Annotated in this window: 18 protein-coding genes; 4 read left to right on the forward strand and 14 right to left on the reverse strand. The window is 41.0% G+C overall.

Going from position 1 to position 18,437, the window contains the following annotated elements; translation table 11 throughout:
* The 6 genes from KMHG_RS13355 to lplA all read right to left on the reverse strand — a co-directional run.
* Positions 1–1,386 (reverse strand): AMP-binding protein (locus KMHG_RS13355; protein WP_010290243.1); only part of this gene is annotated, 1,386 nt, incomplete at its 3' end.
* A gap of 88 nt (positions 1,387–1,474) precedes the next feature.
* Positions 1,475–3,406 (reverse strand): FtsX-like permease family protein, encoded by a 1,932-nt coding sequence (locus KMHG_RS13360; RefSeq protein WP_010290245.1) that lies wholly within the window; start codon positions 3,404–3,406, stop codon positions 1,475–1,477.
* Complete coding sequence (locus tag KMHG_RS13365) at positions 3,378–4,151, reverse strand: ABC transporter ATP-binding protein (protein ID WP_010290246.1); 774 nt, start codon at positions 4,149–4,151, stop codon at positions 3,378–3,380. The genes KMHG_RS13360 and KMHG_RS13365 overlap by 29 nt, the downstream gene beginning before the upstream one ends.
* 15 nt (positions 4,152–4,166) lie before the next feature.
* Complete coding sequence (locus KMHG_RS13370; RefSeq protein WP_010290247.1) at positions 4,167–5,156, reverse strand: sensor histidine kinase; 990 nt, start codon at positions 5,154–5,156, stop codon at positions 4,167–4,169.
* A gap of 2 nt (positions 5,157–5,158) precedes the next feature.
* On the reverse strand, positions 5,159–5,863 hold the full coding sequence (locus tag KMHG_RS13375) for a response regulator transcription factor (RefSeq protein ID WP_010290249.1): 705 nt from the start codon (positions 5,861–5,863) through the stop codon (positions 5,159–5,161).
* 18 nt (positions 5,864–5,881) lie between these two features.
* The gene (gene lplA, locus KMHG_RS13380) at positions 5,882–6,874 is read right to left on the reverse strand and encodes a lipoate--protein ligase (protein ID WP_010290251.1); all 993 of its coding nucleotides are present in this window, start codon (positions 6,872–6,874) and stop codon (positions 5,882–5,884) included.
* A 138-nt stretch (positions 6,875–7,012) separates the two neighbouring features.
* Between lplA and yhfH the strand changes: the two genes are divergently transcribed.
* Positions 7,013–7,138 (forward strand): protein YhfH, encoded by a 126-nt coding sequence (gene yhfH / locus KMHG_RS18870; protein WP_010290253.1) that lies wholly within the window; start codon positions 7,013–7,015, stop codon positions 7,136–7,138.
* A 227-nt stretch (positions 7,139–7,365) separates the two neighbouring features.
* Here yhfH and KMHG_RS13390 read toward each other — a convergent pair whose 3' ends face one another.
* The 6 genes from KMHG_RS13390 to hemE all read right to left on the reverse strand — a co-directional run bounded on the left by KMHG_RS13390 (position 7,366) and on the right by hemE (position 13,901).
* Positions 7,366–8,754: a sensor histidine kinase gene (locus KMHG_RS13390; RefSeq protein ID WP_010290256.1), complete on the reverse strand. Its 1,389-nt coding sequence runs from the start codon at positions 8,752–8,754 to the stop codon at positions 7,366–7,368.
* Positions 8,754–9,431 carry a response regulator transcription factor gene (locus KMHG_RS13395; protein WP_010290257.1) on the reverse strand — a complete coding sequence of 226 codons (678 nt, stop codon included), beginning with the start codon at positions 9,429–9,431 and terminating at the stop codon, positions 8,754–8,756. The genes KMHG_RS13390 and KMHG_RS13395 overlap by 1 nt, the downstream gene beginning before the upstream one ends.
* A complete protein-coding gene (locus tag KMHG_RS13400; RefSeq protein WP_010290258.1) occupies positions 9,431–10,375 on the reverse strand; it encodes a YncE family protein in 945 nt (314 codons plus the stop codon). The genes KMHG_RS13395 and KMHG_RS13400 overlap by 1 nt, the downstream gene beginning before the upstream one ends.
* Positions 10,376–10,455: 80 nt before the next feature.
* A complete protein-coding gene (gene hemG, locus KMHG_RS13405) occupies positions 10,456–11,883 on the reverse strand; it encodes a protoporphyrinogen oxidase (protein WP_010290259.1) in 1,428 nt (475 codons plus the stop codon).
* Between the two features lie 20 nt (positions 11,884–11,903).
* Complete coding sequence (gene hemH, locus KMHG_RS13410) at positions 11,904–12,836, reverse strand: ferrochelatase (RefSeq protein ID WP_010290260.1); 933 nt, start codon at positions 12,834–12,836, stop codon at positions 11,904–11,906.
* An 18-nt stretch (positions 12,837–12,854) separates the two neighbouring features.
* Positions 12,855–13,901: a uroporphyrinogen decarboxylase gene (hemE, locus tag KMHG_RS13415; RefSeq protein WP_010290261.1), complete on the reverse strand. Its 1,047-nt coding sequence runs from the start codon at positions 13,899–13,901 to the stop codon at positions 12,855–12,857.
* Positions 13,902–14,119: 218 nt separating this feature from the next.
* Here hemE and KMHG_RS13420 point away from each other — a divergent pair, with 218 nt between their 5' ends.
* On the forward strand, positions 14,120–14,665 hold the full coding sequence (locus KMHG_RS13420; protein ID WP_010290262.1) for an antibiotic biosynthesis monooxygenase family protein: 546 nt from the start codon (positions 14,120–14,122) through the stop codon (positions 14,663–14,665).
* Positions 14,666–14,723: 58 nt separating this feature from the next.
* Complete coding sequence (locus KMHG_RS13425; RefSeq protein ID WP_010290263.1) at positions 14,724–15,893, forward strand: amidohydrolase; 1,170 nt, start codon at positions 14,724–14,726, stop codon at positions 15,891–15,893.
* A 32-nt stretch (positions 15,894–15,925) separates the two neighbouring features.
* On the opposite strand, the gene KMHG_RS13430 is transcribed toward KMHG_RS13425, so the two are convergent.
* Entirely contained in the window at positions 15,926–17,119 is a 1,194-nt protein-coding gene (locus KMHG_RS13430; protein WP_010290266.1) for an ABC transporter permease, read from the reverse strand.
* Positions 17,112–17,852 (reverse strand): ABC transporter ATP-binding protein, encoded by a 741-nt coding sequence (locus KMHG_RS13435; protein ID WP_010290268.1) that lies wholly within the window; start codon positions 17,850–17,852, stop codon positions 17,112–17,114. The genes KMHG_RS13430 and KMHG_RS13435 overlap by 8 nt, the downstream gene beginning before the upstream one ends.
* Positions 17,853–17,974: 122 nt before the next feature.
* On the opposite strand from KMHG_RS13435, the gene KMHG_RS13440 reads away from it, so the two are divergent.
* Positions 17,975–18,394 carry an HIT family protein gene (locus tag KMHG_RS13440; protein ID WP_010290271.1) on the forward strand — a complete coding sequence of 140 codons (420 nt, stop codon included), beginning with the start codon at positions 17,975–17,977 and terminating at the stop codon, positions 18,392–18,394.
* Positions 18,395–18,437: the final 43 nt, after the last annotated feature.

The following is an 18,437-nucleotide window of genomic DNA, read 5'->3' on the forward strand; positions in this document are numbered from 1 at the left end:
CAAAATTTTTCCGGTACTATTTTTCGGTAACGTCTCGCGTTGAATAATGCGACGTGGACATTTATAACGTACGAGTTTTTGCGCGCAATACGCCTGTAGCTTCACTTCATCTAACGGTTGTGCGCTAACGACGTACGCGACGACTTCTTCTTCCATCGACTGCCCCATTTTCCCGACGACTGCCACTTCTTGGACACCTGGATATGTATAGAGCACTTCTTCGACTTCTTTCGGATACACGTTGTAACCACCTACGAGAATTAAATCTTTTTTCCGATCAATAATCGTCACATAACCATCTTCATCTATCATCGCTAAATCCCCTGTACGTAAATAACCGTTCGCAAATGCATCTGCGGTTGCTTGTTCATTTTTGTAGTACCCTGTCATCACATTCGGTCCACGAACGACAAGTTCTCCGATGCGTTTTGGTACTAACACATTTAACCCTTCATCGATAATCATTAATTCCACATTCGGAATACGCGTCCCGACAGTACCAATTTTTTCAGCACCTGGTGGATTAAAACACGTAACAGGTGATGCTTCTGATAAACCGTACCCTTCAGAAATCGATACGCCAAACCTTTCATAAAACAGTGTATGAATTGCGCGCGGTAACGGTGAACCACCAGAAATGGCTAATCGTAATGACGACAAATTAGCCGCTTCTTGAAGTTGCGTCATATGGTTGTACATTAGTGGTACCCCTGCAAACAATGTGACGCGATGCAGCGCGATATCGTGCAATACCGCCTTCGGACTAAAACGGCGGTGTAATACGAGCGTCGCACCGACGAAAAGTGGTGCGTTGACAGCGACCGTTAATGCAAATACGTGAAACATTGGAAGCGTCACAAGCATTTTATCGTTCGGTTCGTATAAGAAAAATGTCGCAACATCACGTGCATTGCTATATAAGTTGCCATGGCTTAACATCGCGCCTTTTGGTTGACCAGTCGTACCTGATGTATATAAAATGAGCGCCGTATCATCGCTTGCTAGTGGATGATGGTCGCAACTTGTCGGACGAATCGCTTCAAGTTGTGAAGCGATAACGTACGGCACTTCTAACGGTTGTTCACTAATTGCAAACACGACATCGCCATCTCGCAATATAAATGCGCGCTCCGTTTCGGTGTAATCTGGATTAATCGGTATCGCTACTGCACCAATCGTCCAAATCGCATATAAACTTTCAATAAACAACCGATCATTATGCATACATAAAGCGACATGCGTATGCGGTTGAATGCCGCGCGTCACTAAATAAGATGCAATCGCTTCAATCCGCGCGTGCATCGCTCCATATGTTACAACTTTCCCCTCATCAATTAACGCAGTACGCTCTACACGTTGCGAAAATAACTGTTGTCGTAAATTCACAATCCGTCACCCCTTTTGTTGTATTATACAAAAAAAGGAATCGTTATAACAAAAAAAGACGACCTTATGATAGGCCGTCTTATGTTCGTTATTTTAAATGCGCTAAATAACGCCAACGAATCATATAAAAATAGAGCAGTTGTAAGCCGGTCATCACACAGAACACCATAATCAATGTTTGCGCAATCGACATATCGGCAACACCTTCCCAAAATACTTGTAAACCGATAAAAGCAAAACTACTATTGATGACAGCAACGCCCCACGGCAAGAAAAATTGAGGAATTAATTGACGATTGACGAGATGACGAATTTCACGATCCGTCACCCCCATACGACGTAACGTTGCATATTGTCGTTGGTCACCGTCTAAGTTCGCATACAATTTAAAGTAAATAAAACTACCCGCAGCCATAAAGAATACCGATGATGCGAGAATACCAATAAACAAAATTAACGCAAATGTTGAACGTAGCACTTCGTAATCGATACCGGTGTTTTTATAATAAAACGGCAATACATTTTCGCTTCCAGAAATGAATGATTCCGTCATCAAGCGGTCTAACGACTGACCGACGTATTGTGTGTCTGTCCAATCTTCTAACGTGAAAGCAAACATTTTATCGACACGTCCATTGACATGATAACCGTCTTTATTGTAATACAGCTGATTGAAATCCTCCGTATCGACAATGATCGCATTAACGCCGAGTTCATCTTTCGAGAAAAATGTATTCGGATAGGCGCCTTTAATGCGAATGTCTACCCCATTTTCAACGAGCGTCGTTTGCACATCTTTGTTTTTTAACGACTCATATGAATCGTACGAGTACGGTAAAAAGATCGCTTGCCCTCGTTTCAACTTCACCGTTTCTTCATCGAGCGCTTTCGCTAAGTCGTTAAATTGCGCCTCACTTAGCACTTGAACGGCTTTATTTGTAGCTGATGACGTTTGTGGTTTCACGACGAGCGTTGTCATTTTGTACTCTAAACTTTTTTTATTCAACTCGCGCTGTAAACTAATAATATGTTGTCGTTCATAGCTGTTCCCGAGCTTACTAATGTAGAGCATATTCACTGGATTCAGTTGATGATATTGATGCGTAAATGCTGACATCGAACCGAGTGTACCAATCGCTAAAAATGCGAGCGTCGACACGACAGACGATAAGAAAAACATTTTCGAATTTGCTTTTAACATTTTCGCATATTCAGACCATGCGAGTAAGTGATATTTACGCCAATATAAAAACTTCATTTTGCGTAGCAAGTCCACAATCATCAACGTCGAGTCAATGAAGAAAAAGTATGTCCCGACCGTCATAATGGGCGGTACGGCGAGCGATAAAAATAGTAAATTGTTTTTATCGACGTTTAACATCATATAATACGTCAAACCGAGCAATAAAAAACCTGTTAGTGCAGCTAGTTTTGAATAGTCTTCTGTCTGTTCTTCTTTCTCGGTACCTCGTAAAAGATGAATGAGCGCTTGGTCTTTAATCGTCCAAACGCTTAATTGTGACACGACGATAAAGAGCGTCGTAAACGTCATAATCGTCAGCGCAAACGGCTTCCATGAAAAATAAATCGGCAATGCGGAAATTTGTAAAATTTCACGAATGACCATAAAGAAAAATTTCGAAAATGCAAAACCGAATAAAATCCCAACGAACGTTGACGCCATTCCAATTAACATCGTTTCAAACGTGACGAGTTTATTAAGCTGTTGTTTTTCCATGCCGAGTTGCATTAAAATACCGAACTCTTTCGATCGCGCTTCTAAAAACGCTCGCATCGAATAAAATAAGAAAAATAACATGAACAGCACTAAAATAATTTGGGCAATATACATACCGCGAAACGCGATATCAATCATAAATTCATTTTCAACGCGTGGATGATACATGAGCATTGAATAAATGAAAAATACCATGACCGATGATACACTCGCTAAAAAAAATGCTGCATAAATACGATAATTTCGGACAACATTACGATAAGCGAACTGACGAAAAGTCACCGACATGACCTCCTAAAAGGCTCAACACATTTAAAATGCGTTGGAAAAACGTTTGACGATGATCTTCGCGATAAATTTCATTGAAATATTCACCATCTTTAATAAATAACACGCGGTCACAATAACTTGCCGCAATCGGATCATGCGTCACCATTACAATCGTCGTATGGTCACGCTTATTAATTTTCCCGAGCAGTTCTAACACATCCTTAGATGAATTAGAATCTAAATTCCCGGTCGGCTCATCTGCTAAAATGAGCGATGGCTTATGAATAAGAGCGCGACCAATAGCCGTTTTTTGCGCTTGCCCGCCTGAAATTTCGTTCGGCAAGCGGTGTAAAATTGAGTCTAAGCCGAGATGTTGTGCAAGTTCTTTCACACGCGCTTGCATCTCTTTCACATTCATATTGTCTAACGTTAATGGCAACACCATATTTTCTTCAACATTTAGCGTTTGCAATAAATTAAAATCTTGAAAAATAAAGCCGAGCTGACGACGACGGAAAAAGGCCAAATCATTTTTCTTTAAACTATGTGGATTGACGCCGTCGACTAAAATCTCGCCAGCTGTCGGACGATCGACCGTCGAAATCATATTCAGTAACGTCGTCTTTCCAGAACCAGAAGGCCCCATGACAGCGATAAACTCGCCCTTTTCAACTTCAAAACTTAATTGATTGACCGCACGATGTGTCACTTTACCTTCATATACTTTCGTTACATCATTAATCGTTAAAATCGCCATGAAAAGTCCTCCTTCCTATGACAGATTGAACGTCACCGTCACCGTTGTACCGACATCGACTGTCGATGAAATCGTTAACGCATGACCGAGTTTTTGACAAATTTCATCTGCTAAATATAAGCCCATACCTGTTGATTCACCAGATTTACGCCCATTTTCTCCTGTGAAAAATGCTTTCGTGACGCGTTTTAAATCTGTCGGTGGAATGCCAATCCCTTCATCACGCACGCTTAGCGATACTGTATCGGCTGTGACATCCGCCGTAATATATACTTTCTTCCCACTATCAAATGTGTATTTCACTGCGTTCGTAATAAACTGTCCGATAATAAATTTCATCCATTTTGAGTCCGTCGTCACCATTAAATTTTCTGGCAACGTCACACTCGGAAAGACACGATGCGTAATAAACAGTCGCTTATGTTGATTGACGACTGACATGACGAGTTGTTGCAAGTCGACTTTTTCGATATGCATATCTTCTTCGAACGTATCAAGACGCGCATTCATGAGTACCATTTCTAAGCCATGCTTCAGACGTTCGACTTCTTCTTGTACCCCTTTTTTATCAAGCGGTTCGTCATCTTGTAACATCAATTCTAATACTGAAAGTGGTGTTTTCATTTGATGTACCCATTGATTCATAAATTGTAAATGACGATTTTGCGCTGCATAGAGCTCTTGCGCTTCTAATTGATAAATACGATACAGCTCATGAATGTATTCCTCGCTTTGGACATGTTCTGGAGATTTCCCTGTCGATTGCAAAGCGTCTTCCATCTTTTGAGGGACATTCGTAATTTTTTTATAATATTGCTTGCGAATGACGTAACGCACAATTAAAAACGTACCTGTTAATACGAGCGTAATGAGCATCGAATAAATAGCGGTATTCATATCGCGGAAACCGTCTAACCAATAGAGCAATAAAATAAACATGACGACAAATACTTCAAAAAAGACGATTGGTAAATGTTCACGAATAAAGAGCATCATAATTTGCATGACTACACTTCCTCGCTACTCAATACAAAACGGTACCCAGCGCCACGAACGGTTTCAATCGTCGACTGTACGTGATAATCGGCCAACTTTTTACGCACGCGCGTCATATTAACATTCAGCGTATTTTCATCAACAAACGCTTGATCATCCCATAGTTCTTCTAATAAGCGTTCACGAGAAACGACTTTCGGTGAAGCGCCCATGAGCAATTCTAAAATGACACATTCTTTTTTCTGTAGTGCAATGTGGTCGGTTTTCGTATGCAATTCCATTCGCTCTAAATAAAGCGTTAGTTGGCCTTGCTTAATCGTACGCTCTTCTTGCTTCGCCGCGTATTCTCCGTACGTACGACGCAGCTGACTTTTAATTTTCGCGAGCACAATTTCATAATGAAATGGCTTCATAATAAAGTCATCGCCACCATTTTCAAGCGCAAAAATTTGATCCATCTCGCCCGAACGTGCCGAAATATAAATAATTGGTACCGTCGTAAACTGACGTAGTTGACGGCACCAATAAAATCCATCATACGATGGCAAGTTTATATCTAATAAGACGAGGTGAGGATCGAACGCTTTAAACGTTTCGATAATTTGATCGAAATGCTCCACTGTTTTTACTTCGTAATGATATTTGCGCAGCGTATCCGCAAGCATCGAAGCAATTTTTATATCGTCTTCAACGATTAAAATACGGTGGGTGTTCATCATTTCCCCTCCTAGTTGTTAATACAATAAATTAACGAAATCTTCGAGTGATGTTCCGCCGAAGTAGCGTGGGACGTCAATCGGTTTTAACGCCTCTATAATCGCTTCTTTTTCATAGCGCACACCAGTCAGTACTGTTTCAATGTCTACCATATCACCAATACCGAAGAAGTCGCCAAAAATATGAACGTTTTGCATGATGCCTTTGTTCACAGTTAAGCGTAAATCAATAAATCCTGAAGCGAATTTTTTCGAACGTTGAATGTTGAACTTCGGTGATTTACCATAGTTCCACTCCCATTTTTGATAACGTTCTTCTGAAATTTTGTGGATATTCGCCCAATCTTCTTCTGTTAAATCGTAATATTGAACGTTTTCTAAGCCACCGAAAATTGATTTTAAAATTTCTAAACGAAAATCTTCAACGGTCATCGATTGGTCTGCTAACATTTCTTTAACATTTGTGACGCGTGAACGCACAGATTTGATACCTTTAGATTCGATTTTTTCTTTTTTCGGACGTAACGCATTTACAACTTCATCAATATTCGCGTCGAACATTAATGTGCCGTGGCTAAACATACGACCATTTTTTGAAAACATCGCATTCCCTGAAATTTTACGACCGTTCGCTAAAATATCGTTACGACCTGATAGTTCTGAATCGATGCCCATATTTTTGAGTGCATCTACTACTGGTTGCGTGAACTTTTTAAAGTTTTGGAAGTTGTCGCCTTCGTCTTTCGTTAAGAAACTAAAGTTTAAGTTTCCTAAATCATGGTACACCGCACCACCACCTGATAAGCGACGTACGACGATAATGCCGTTTTCATCTACGTAGTCGGTATTGATTTCTTCAACGGTATTTTGATTGCGACCGATGATGATAGATGGTTGATTAATGTAAAACAGTAATAACCCTTCATCTACATTTAAATGGTTGAGTGCATATTCCTCAATCGCTAAATTAATGCGTGGATCGTGAATGCCTTTGTTGTCGATAAATAACATGGAAAAAATCCTCCCTTTTTCAATCTATAAATATTTTAACTTAATTTTGAATTTTTGTATTGACTTTTAATCTACTGTTATAATACAATTAGTTACATCAAATCAGTAATATAACAGAATTGAAGGAGGAGAAGTAATATGTTAGAAAACGTAGTAGAATTTTTCAAGAACTTACCAGAAAAGCATTGTGCAGAATGTGGTGAAAAAATTGAGGAACAAAGCGAGTGCTACGCTAACACTTGTGAAAAATGCAACTCTCTATAACCCTCAGACACTGATATTACTGCATTAATCGCTATCTTAATAGCTTTTAATATGCGCTCGTTCATAAACAGTTTGGACCATTGTTTATGAGTCTATAAGTAAATTGCTTAACAAAAACGGACACGCCCCCAACGTGTCCGTTTTTCTTTTTATACTAATACAGTTATGAAAAAGTAATACACTTTCTAATAATTTTTTGATTGAATCCACCTGTTATATTACATTATTTAAATCATTTCTAATAGTGGTAAATACACCGTTACCGTCGTGCCTTGTCCAACTGTACTATCAATCGTCCAATGACCATGATGTGCTGCGACTAATTGGGCCACAATGGATAATCCTAAGCCACTACCACCATCGCTCCGACTACGCGCTTTATTGACGCGATAAAATCGCTCCGCTACGTGCGGTAAATCCTCTGTCGGAATACCGATTCCATGATCTCGAACGATAATTTCAGCAAATGCACCGCTTTCTGTCGCACGTAACTCAATCGTGTGATGCGGTTCTGAATAGCGAATCGCATTTTCAATTAAATTGACGATAATTTGTTTCAACTTCTCATCATCTGCTTCTACGATCAACGATTCATCAAGCTGTACATCAAAAGTCATTTGACGGTCATGCGCACGCTGTGTCGCAATGGCAACCGATTCACGTAACGCTTCGGCTAGTACGAGTGGCTGTTTGTCGAGCTGTTCGATTCGTTCTGCACGCGATAGCTGTAATAGCTCTGTCGTTAATTTTTCCATACGCGTCGCTTCTTTTGAAATGAGCATCAATTTTTCTGTGCATTGTTCTTTCGGAATCATCCCTTTTGCGAGCGCTTCACTATAGCCTTTCACATAACTAATCGGCGTGCGCAATTCGTGAGAGACGTTTGCTAAAAACTGCTTCTGTTGTTCATCGCTCCGTTGAATAGAGGCTGCCATTTCGTTAAACGTTTTGGATAACTCGCCAATTTCATCTTGGGCGGTAATAGCGACGCGCGTATCATAATTTCCTTGTGCCATTTTGTGCGATGCTTGTTGAAGCTTTTTCAATGGCTTCATAATGACGTTAATTCCTTTCATCGTCAGCACAGTCATTAACGCTAAAAACGATAACGCTAACACAACAATGATTAAAATATCTTTCGCGGCGAGCTCTGTAATTTTCTCCAGCGGATAATACAAATAAATAATACCTTCTAAACGATTTTGATCGACGAGTGGTACGACGACAGAAATCACTTGGCGGTCAAAACGTTTTTCATATCCTTGCTTCGTTACCGTTTTCCCACTTAACAATTGCTTCCGTTCCTCAGAACCAATCAACGTATCATAATCGATATCAAACGGCACACAAGCACTAAGCTCACGTGGGTTACGAACCGCAAACACATTCATATTCGAATACATGTTGTAGCGATCTACATCATCTACAAACGTATCGGTTACTTTCCCACCTTCATACGTACCCGCTAGTTTCGTTCCGACTTCAATCATTGCACTTTCCGTATCTTCTACGTATAGACGTTCATACAAATAGTGCGTCATCCCATACATAAAGCACACTGTAAATACTAAAAAGGCGACGACGAGCAACCAAATTTTCGTCGACAGTTTCCGCATTATTGACCACGTCCAAATCGATAGCCAATGCCCCAAACAGTTTGAATATAGCTACTTACGTCTTTTCCTAACTTTAAACGCAACGTTTTAATGTGCGTGTCGACCGTACGCGTACCGCCTGCATAATCACCTGACCAAACTTGCTCTAGCAACTGGTCACGTGTGTAAACGATGTTCGGATGCTTCATAAACAAATGTAACAGTTCAAATTCTTTCATCGTCAATGTCACTTTTTCATCACGTACCGTTACGTTACGACCAATTTCATCTAATGCAATTTCGTCATACGTCAACATTTGTTGTTGCGGCATCATTTGTGTCGTCCGACGTAACACTGCTTCGATACGTGCAATTAATTCTTCTCCACTAAACGGTTTAACGATATAATCGTCACCACCGATACGAAGTCCATGCACTTTGTCTTCATCCGCATCTTTCGCCGTTAAAAAAATGATCGGTACATTTGATGTTTGACGCAGCTCTGCACAAACGGTAAATCCGTCTTTTTCAGGCATCATCACATCGAGTAAAACGAGGTCGATATCGAGTTGCGCCATTAAATCTAGCGCTTCTTGTCCGTTTGATGCTTCATACGTGTGAATTTGTTGTTGCGCTAACATAATGCGAATCAATTCGCGCATCGGTTGTTCATCATCTACGATTAAAATAGTTGTCATCATTTTTCCCTCACTAACAATTGAAATGGCCCTTCTCCAACATCCTGACTTTTTTCAACTTTCATCTGTTTCGTCCAATATATTTTATGATCGTCATATCCTGCAACAATAATGCTTCCCGCGAAACTTGCGAGCGCAAATGGATTCGATGCGACTTCTACTTTCGCCACGCGTTTGCCGTCATTACCGAGTTGATGCAACACATTTTCACCATGGCTTAATACATATACGTGCTGTTGCTGTTTTAAAAAAGCAATCGGCATCATCGGCAACGTTAATTTCGCCATTTTTTCACCGTTATGAATGTTAAGGCGTTCTACGGTGTCGTTCGGTTTACTTCCGCTACCGTGCCCACCAATCCATAATTCATCACCAACGACGATTAATCCGTTTGATGATTTCGGAATCTTCCATTCATCTTTCAAAGCGAGCGTCTGCGCATCTAATACGCTTAGCGTCGTATCTTTAAAATTGACGACGAATAATTGCCCATCATACGTCAACATCGACATCGGATAAATGCCCGTTTTACGCGTTTGTTGCTGCTGTCCATCTTCGTCGTATGCAGTGACGTTATTCGTCCAACTATTTGCTACGTAAACGCGTCTCGTTTTCGTATCATAAATGGCATTCGTCGTCCCTTCACCTGTTTCTATTTTGGCAACGTGCTTCCCGTTACTTAATTGCACAAGGTCAGCATGATCCATATTGTGACCGTACAGCAATATACGGTCGTCCCCGACTAGCGTCGCACCGCTATAAGATTCAGATAACGGCCATACTGCGAGCTGTTTGCCATTTCTATCAATAAAATCAATCGACGGTTCTTCAATGTTGACAGATGCTACAAAATCGGTTGATTTATCAATCGGTTCATAAGCTGTATGATTGCAAGCTGCAAGTAAAAAACTCATCACTATTAGCCCTAATATCGTCGTTCGCACAATGATCACTCCTTACGTTTATTGTACAAAATGTATGTGAAATGTGTGTGAAATCTGAATGGCATTAAAAAGAAGCCGCCCTATTGGACGACTTCTTGCGTTGAAAACAATTGCGCTAGTATTTCCTCGGCGTTGTTAAACCCTTGTTCAATACAATTTGCGAGTGAAATACCTTCATATGAATTTCCTGCTAAACGAACGGTCGGAAACGCTCCGTGTAAATTCGCTTTTGCGCGCTTCACACGTTCAATATGTCCAATCGTATATTGTGGCATCGAATCTTTCCAACGCGATACAATCGTTTCTATAGGTTGTACGTTTAGTCCACTCAGCTGATGTAAATCTTCAAGTAATATTTTTTCAATTTCGGAATCGGACAATTCAACAATCGACGCATCACCTGTACGACCGATATAGCAATTGACTAATGCATAGCCTTCCGGTGCAATGTGCGACCATTTTTTATGCTCATACGTCAGTGACGTTAATGAATAATCGCTATTACGCGACATAAAAATATCCGTTCCATCAAATGACGGTAAATCCGCCTCTTTAAAAATCATCGATACCGTCGCAACGGTATTCGATGGAATGTCTTTTAAATCTTCTAATAAATGATCTTCAAACAACGTACGTGCCGATTGATGTGGAATCGCCACAACGACGCCATCTACTGCTAACGTCGATTTATTGTTTAACGATAAACAAACTTGTTGTTCGTACGACGTGATTGATTGTACGCGTACGCCTTTCATCAATTGACACGTCAGATGTGTTGCGAGCGCGTCCACCAACATATCCATCCCTTTGGCAAAAGTTTGCATGTTAAACGCATTATATTCTTTTGTAAATGCACGCCCTTCAATCGATGTTAATTCACGTCGAATACCTCGCATTAAGCTACTCGACTGCTGTTCATAGTCGCGTAAAATTGGTAATGTTGCTTCCAAACTTAACTCGTCAATATCTCCTGAAAAAACACCCGATAAAAAAGGTTCAATAACATTTTGTACAAACTCTTCGCCGAAACGTCGACGCACAAATTTCCCAAGCGATTGATCCCCATCAACGCGACTTGGTGGCAGTATCCAATCTGCCGTAGCTCTTACTTTTCCGCTCCACGACACCAAGCTTGATGCCATAAATGGTTTGATTTGTGTTGGAATCCCTAGAATGTTACTCGTTGGGACTGGCTGTAATTCTTTATTGTTAATCGCAATATACGTTTTCGCATGCGCCGTCTTGATCATATCATGATCAATGCCAATCTTTGTCGCTAATGACGAAATGATACCACGACGGTCAATGAAAGAATCTGGCCCGCGTTCAATTATAAAACCATCCTTGCGCAGCGTTTGAAGCTTCCCGCCTAAGCGATGAGAAGATTCGAGTAATACGATTTCTAATGGATAGTGATGTAATTTCGCCTGTTCCTGCAAATAGAACGCCGCCGCAAGACCGGTGATTCCGCCACCGATTACGGCTACCCTTCGCTTTTTGTCAGTCACATGTATCATCACTTTCTATATTATTTAGCGAATGCCTTTTGTACCGCATCAGCCATCGCATCGATGAATAATGGATTGTCATTTGGCATTGCTGGGCGGTGATAGTTTGCACCTAGTTCTTCACAAACTGTTTTACATTCGTAGTCGTTATCGTAAAGCACTTCTAAATGCTCTGCGACGAAACCGACTGGTACGTATGTGAATGAACGATAACCTTTTTCGTTGTAAAGGTCGCGTGTTAAATCTTGTACGTCTGGTCCTAACCAAGGATCTTTCGTTTGACCTGCTGATTGCCAACCGAATTCAACGTTTTTCACGCCTGTACGTGCTTGTAGTAAATCTTTCGTTTCAAAAAGTTGTTCCGCGTATGGGTCACCCATTTTAATAATTTTTTCTGGTAATGAGTGCGCACAAACGACAAGACATGCTGTTTCGCGTTCTTCATCTGACATGCCATCAAATTCAGCATTAATTTTTTCAGTCCAGTACTGTAAGAATTTTTCTTCTTTGTACCAGCTATCGATGCCTGTAAATTTGAAATCTGGATCGATTTTTTGCGCTGTTTCAGCCGCACGTGTATGATACGCTTTCGTTGAGAATAATGAGAAGTGTGGCGCTAACACGATACCAATTGCTTCTTTAATGCCGTCGTTGATCATTTGTTCAACCGCATCTTCAATAAATGGCGCGATATGTTTTAAACCGATATACACTTTGTATTCCACTTCATCTTGTACTTCGTTTAAACGGGCACCTAATGCGTGTGCTTGTTTTTCAGTCGTTGCCGCAAGTGGTGAAATACCACCGATTGATTGGTAGCGGCTACGTAAGTCTTCGATTTGTTCGTCAGTTGGACGGTGTCCGTGGCGAATATGTGTGTAGTAAGGAATTAAATCTTCATCTTTTTGTGGTGTGCCGTATGCCATCACTAATAAACCAATTTGTTTTTTCATTATTTGTCACCTCAAAGATTATTTTGCAGCGATTTGTTCGCGGCTGTAGTCGTGGATTAATGCTGTTAAACGTTTTAAAACGTCAGGATCAACTTCTGGGAAGACACCGTGACCTAAGTTGAAAATGTGACCTGGTACTTCAAGACCTTGGTCAATGATTTCTTTCGTACGCGCTTCAAGTACAGACCAATCTGCTAGTAAAAGCGTTGGGTCTAAGTTTCCTTGTACAGGTTTATGAATACCCATTTGACGTGCCTGTTTAACAGGTAAGCGCCAATCAAGGCCGACAACGTCAATCGGTAACTCTTGCCAATCTAATACTAAGTGGCTTGCACCAACACCGAACATAATCATCGGTACGTTTTCACCTTTTAATTCAGTGAAGATACGATCCATCACTGGTTTAATAAAGATTCTATAATCTGCTTCGCTTAATGCGCCAACCCATGAATCAAAAATTTGGAACGCTTTTGCGCCCGCTTGAATTTGTGCTTTTAAGTCAACGACGATCATATCCGCCAGTTTATCCATTAATTTGAACCAAGCTTGTGGATGTGACACCATAAATGCTTTCGTTTTTGCATAGTTTTTAGACGGGCCACCTTCAATCATGTAGCTCGCTAACGTAAATGGTGCCCCTGCAAAACCGATTAATGGCACATTTAATTGTTCTGTCGTTAATAATTTAATCGTCTCTAACACGAATGGTACGTGTTCTTGCGGATTAAATTCACGTAAGTTATCAATATCTTTTTCCGAGCGAATCGGATTTGAAATGACAGGACCTACGCCTGCTTTAATTTTGACATCAACGCCCATTCCAGGAAGAGGCGTTACGATGTCTTTGTAAAGAATGGCGGCATCCACATCATAGTTTTGTACAGGTAAATGTGTCACGTATGCACAAAGCTCTGGTTGGTGCGTAATTTCCTCTAATGAATATTTCTCTTTAATTTTACGGTATTCTGGTTGTGAACGGCCTGCTTGTCGCATGTACCACACCGGTGTATAATCTGTGCGCTCCCCACGTGCTGCACGTAATAAAGTATCGTTAAAAACTGTCATTCTTTTTGTCTTCCCTTCTCTCATCTATAAAGTTAATATAAGAAATCCGACATTCGTATCCATCATTTACTATAGTCCTTTGAATAATGAAAAGTATAGTTTTCAGCTCATTTTGTCATACAAAGTTCTGAAAACGTGACAGAATTTTGTCAGTTTCGTTTTATCGATTGTTTTTAAGGTAATATGTAAACAAATAGATATTAAAGGAGTCGTTTTTCATGACTAATTTGTACATTGCCCTTGGCACACCTAATTTTATGCAAACGTTAAAAGCAAAATATAAAAAAGAAAATATGATTGTCGCTTTTAATGAAGTAAATACCATCTTAATTCATGAAACGGAAAAGAAAACAAAATTTGCTGCACCGAAAAAATATGAAGTCGTCGCACAAGAAGGTACACTTCAAGAACATGGCTATTTTGCGCTCATTTACGTGTCCATTATGGCCGAGCAACACCGCGTATTTGAAGATCGTTTCGAACAACGCAAACATGGCATTAAAAATGAGCCTGGGTTCGTCGCTTTCCGCTTATTACGCCCTATCAATGATACGGATTATTTAGTATTAACGGAATGGACTGGCGCCGCATCATTTGAAGCATGGAAATTAACAGACGACTACAAAGATGCCATCGCAAGTTACCAAGAAGCTGGCACAATGAATATGAATAGCCAAATGTTTGAACCAACGTTATTTACGAAAACGTATACGACAAACATTGATGACGTTGAGTTCCCAGATGAGGACGAAGAGCGCCGCTAATACATGAAGCTGTCGATGAGGCAGCTTTTTTTTACACATATAAAAGGTGGGGATAACGATGAACGTTTACGAAGATCTTGCAAAAGTTTTTACCGAGATGCAACAAACGCGCCGCTATTTACATATGCACCCAGAATTATCATTTCAAGAACAGCAAACAGCCGCGTTTATTGCCGCACAGTACGACGCATTAGGCATTCCATACGAAACGAATGTCGGCGGTGGATACGGTATCGTCGCCCGCGTAACCGGCGCAAAACCCGGAAAAGTCGTAGCGTTACGTGCTGACTTTGATGCATTACCGATTCAAGACCAAAAGGACGTCCCTTATCGCTCACAAGTCGACAATGTGAGTCACGCATGTGGACACGATGGGCATACCGCGATGTTGCTCGCAATTGCACGCGTTTTAAAGCAACATGAAGCAACGCTCGCTGGTGAATATGTACTCATTCATCAACCTGCAGAAGAACATCCACCAGGTGGCGCGAAAGATATGATTGAAGCCGGTTGTTTAGATGGTGTCGATGTGATTTTTACGACACATTTATGGTCATTATTCGAAAGTGGTCACGTCTACGTAGCAAAAGGCCCGATTATGGCTGCCGCTTCTAATTTTGATATGACGATTACCGGTGCTGGCGGTCACGGTGGTGCACCCCATACGTCGATTGATGCCATTTCTTTATCTGCAACGGTCATCTCGCAGTTACAACAAATCGTTGCGCGCCGACTAGACCCACTTGCGCCTGCTGTATTATCAATTGGTGCCATTCAAGCTGGCGAAACGTACAATATTATCGCCGAGCAAGCGCATATAAAAGGAACGGTACGCGCCTTCGATACGACCGTACGCGATCAAATTTATGAAGAAATTGACCGCGTCTTAAAAGGGATTTGTTTCAGTGCCAATGCTGATTATACGTTTCACATGATCGACGGTTATCCCCCAGTCGTTAACGACGATGAGTACGCGGCCTTTTTATATGATGTCGCACAAACGATTCCTGCTGTTAAAGGCCACCATTGGGTTGCACCGATGATGATTGGCGAAGACTTCGCCTACTATTTAGAACGCGTCCCTGGCGTATTTTTCTTAACAGGTGCAAAACCTATAAACGGTGAACCGTATCCACATCATCACGCGAAGTTCGATTTCGATGAACGAGCGATGCTTACAGGCGCACAAACGTTATTAGGTGCCGCCCTTGCCTATCAACAGCAATAAAAAAAGAACGCCCCCTACTCGGGACGTTCTTTTTATTTTGATAAACGTAATGTCACTTCACCGACGATGACAATAATCAATGCATATGCCCAGCAATAAGGATGCATAATGCTCGCAAGTAATACGACGATGGCCTGCGCAATAATAAAGTAGCGAACGACGTGCACCGCTGCTTTTTTACGCGCATTTTCTGGCAATGGGTATAACATACTCATCGTAAATTCATGTGTCGACGCAATTGCCTGTTTTAATTGTAAAGCGACCGCAAAACCGAGTGCCGCACACATTACCATTGCCGCAATAGCAATATCGACGAAACCGACAACGAGTGCATTAATGAAGACGAGACGTAACCATAAATAAAAATGGTCATCGGTACGAATGACGCTACGGAATAAATAGTATTCAAACGTTTTCGCATGTTTTTTCGGAATAAGCTTATACAATACATCGGCATATTTACGGCGCTTAATGCTGCCATGTACTTGTGGCACGTCCGTAAAGTAGTTCGCAAAACGATAAATACCCATCATACGATTTTCTTCTAATGCGACGAAATGTTCGTACGGGAACGGTTGACCTTGAATATATGTTTTAATCCACGCTGTATGGACGACAAAAATAATAATCGCCAGCGTGGCTACGTACGGCATATTTTCAAGTACTGCCCAAATGACTGCGGCGCTTAGTACGTAACGAATCGTATAATCAAGCGCCATCCATCGACGGTCTCCTTCACGAAGCCAACGATACGTAAACTCTGCATGTACGTTCATATATTTCAAGAAAAATACTGCAACGAGACCGGCAACAATATGTGGCACTGACAATTCAGCGACTTGGCGTAGCGTCGGCCACATGACGATGTAAATGACCGCTGCAATTATGATTTGCGTGACGTATGTAAAGCGCAGCGCATGTTTAAAATACACATCAAGCTTTGTTTCAAGTGGCAATAAATATACTTCATCAGGCTTTTTTAACAACGTGACCGGTCGGCTTAACGTAATGAAAATGGCGACGATGAGTGCGGTAATGATTGCAACAGGCACGTCACTATTGCCATGGTTGGCATCTAGCCAATGACTATATTGATATCCACCTGCACCGAGTAAAAAGACGATGACGAGCGCCATATGCCCAGTAAAAACGAAGCGCATATACTTTTGGAGTTCTTCGGTATAATGCGCGGCACGTTTACGCCAAACGTCTTCTAAACTACGCATCGACTTGCTCCTTCGTCATTTGAATGTATAAATCATCAAGTGTAGCGTTTGGCATGTTGAATGATTGGCGTAGATCATCCATCGTACCGAATGCACGAATACGACCGTCGTGTAACAATAAAATTTTATCGCAATGTTGTTCAGCAGTTGCGAGCACGTGCGTTGACATTAAAATCGCAGCACCATCTTTTTTCTTTTCATCCATTTGTTCTAGCAATAAACTAATCGCTAAAGGATCAAGCCCTAAAAATGGCTCATCAATGATGTAAAGTGACGGATTCACTAAAAAGGCGCACATAATCATCACCTTTTGACGCATCCCTTTTGAGAAATGAGACGGGAACCAATTTAAACGTTTTTCCATGCGGAATTCTTTTAATAATGGGTTCACACGTTCTTCCATGACGTCGAATGGAATGTTATACGCCATCGCCGTCATTTCTAAATGTTCGCGTAACGTTAATTCGTCATACAACACAGGTGTTTCAGGAATGTATGAAAACGACGTACGATAACCATCCATATTGTCTTTCATCGTTTGACCGTTAATCCGAATACTGCCTTTTTGTGGCGTCATCATGCCAATAATATGTTTAATCGTCGTACTTTTACCGGCACCATTTAGGCCGATTAAACCGACTAACTCCCCTGGCTGTAATGCAAAATTCAAGTCGTGGATGACAGGTTTACGCGTATAGCCACCTGTTAAATCTGTTACTTCTAAAATCGTCATTTCTTTCACTCCATTTCGAGTTATGCTCCGAGAAGCTTTCCTTATTAGTTTAGCAAAAATCGCTCGGTGTCGCAGTTGTCATATGGTAAAATGGAAACAAATTGTTGAAAGGTGTGTGTCATATGTCAGATTGTCTATTTTGTAAAATTATTGCCGGTGATATTCCGAGCACGAAAATTTATGAGGATGAACACGTATTTGCCTTTATGGATATCGGTCCACTTACGAAAGGTCATACATTATTAATTCCGAAAGAACACGCAGCAAACGTTTTTGAAATGTCAGAAGAAGTCGCAAGCCACTTATTCTCTGTTGCCCCAAAAATTGCGAATGCAATCAAAACAGCGTTCAACCCAGTAGGTATGAACCTTTTAAACAACAACGGTGAAGCAGCAGGTCAAAGTGTATTCCACTTCCACTTACACTTCATTCCACGCTACGATGAAACAGATGGCTTCAAAGCGACTTGGAATACGAAACAAGACGAATTTACACCTGAATTGTTAGCGAAACTTTCAGAAGAAATTAAAGCAAATCTTTAACCGACGAACCATAGGCTAAAACCATGAAAAACGCATCATTTTC

This window comes from Kurthia massiliensis, from assembly GCF_000285555.1.
Classification (GTDB): domain Bacteria; phylum Bacillota; class Bacilli; order Bacillales_A; family Planococcaceae; genus Kurthia; species Kurthia massiliensis.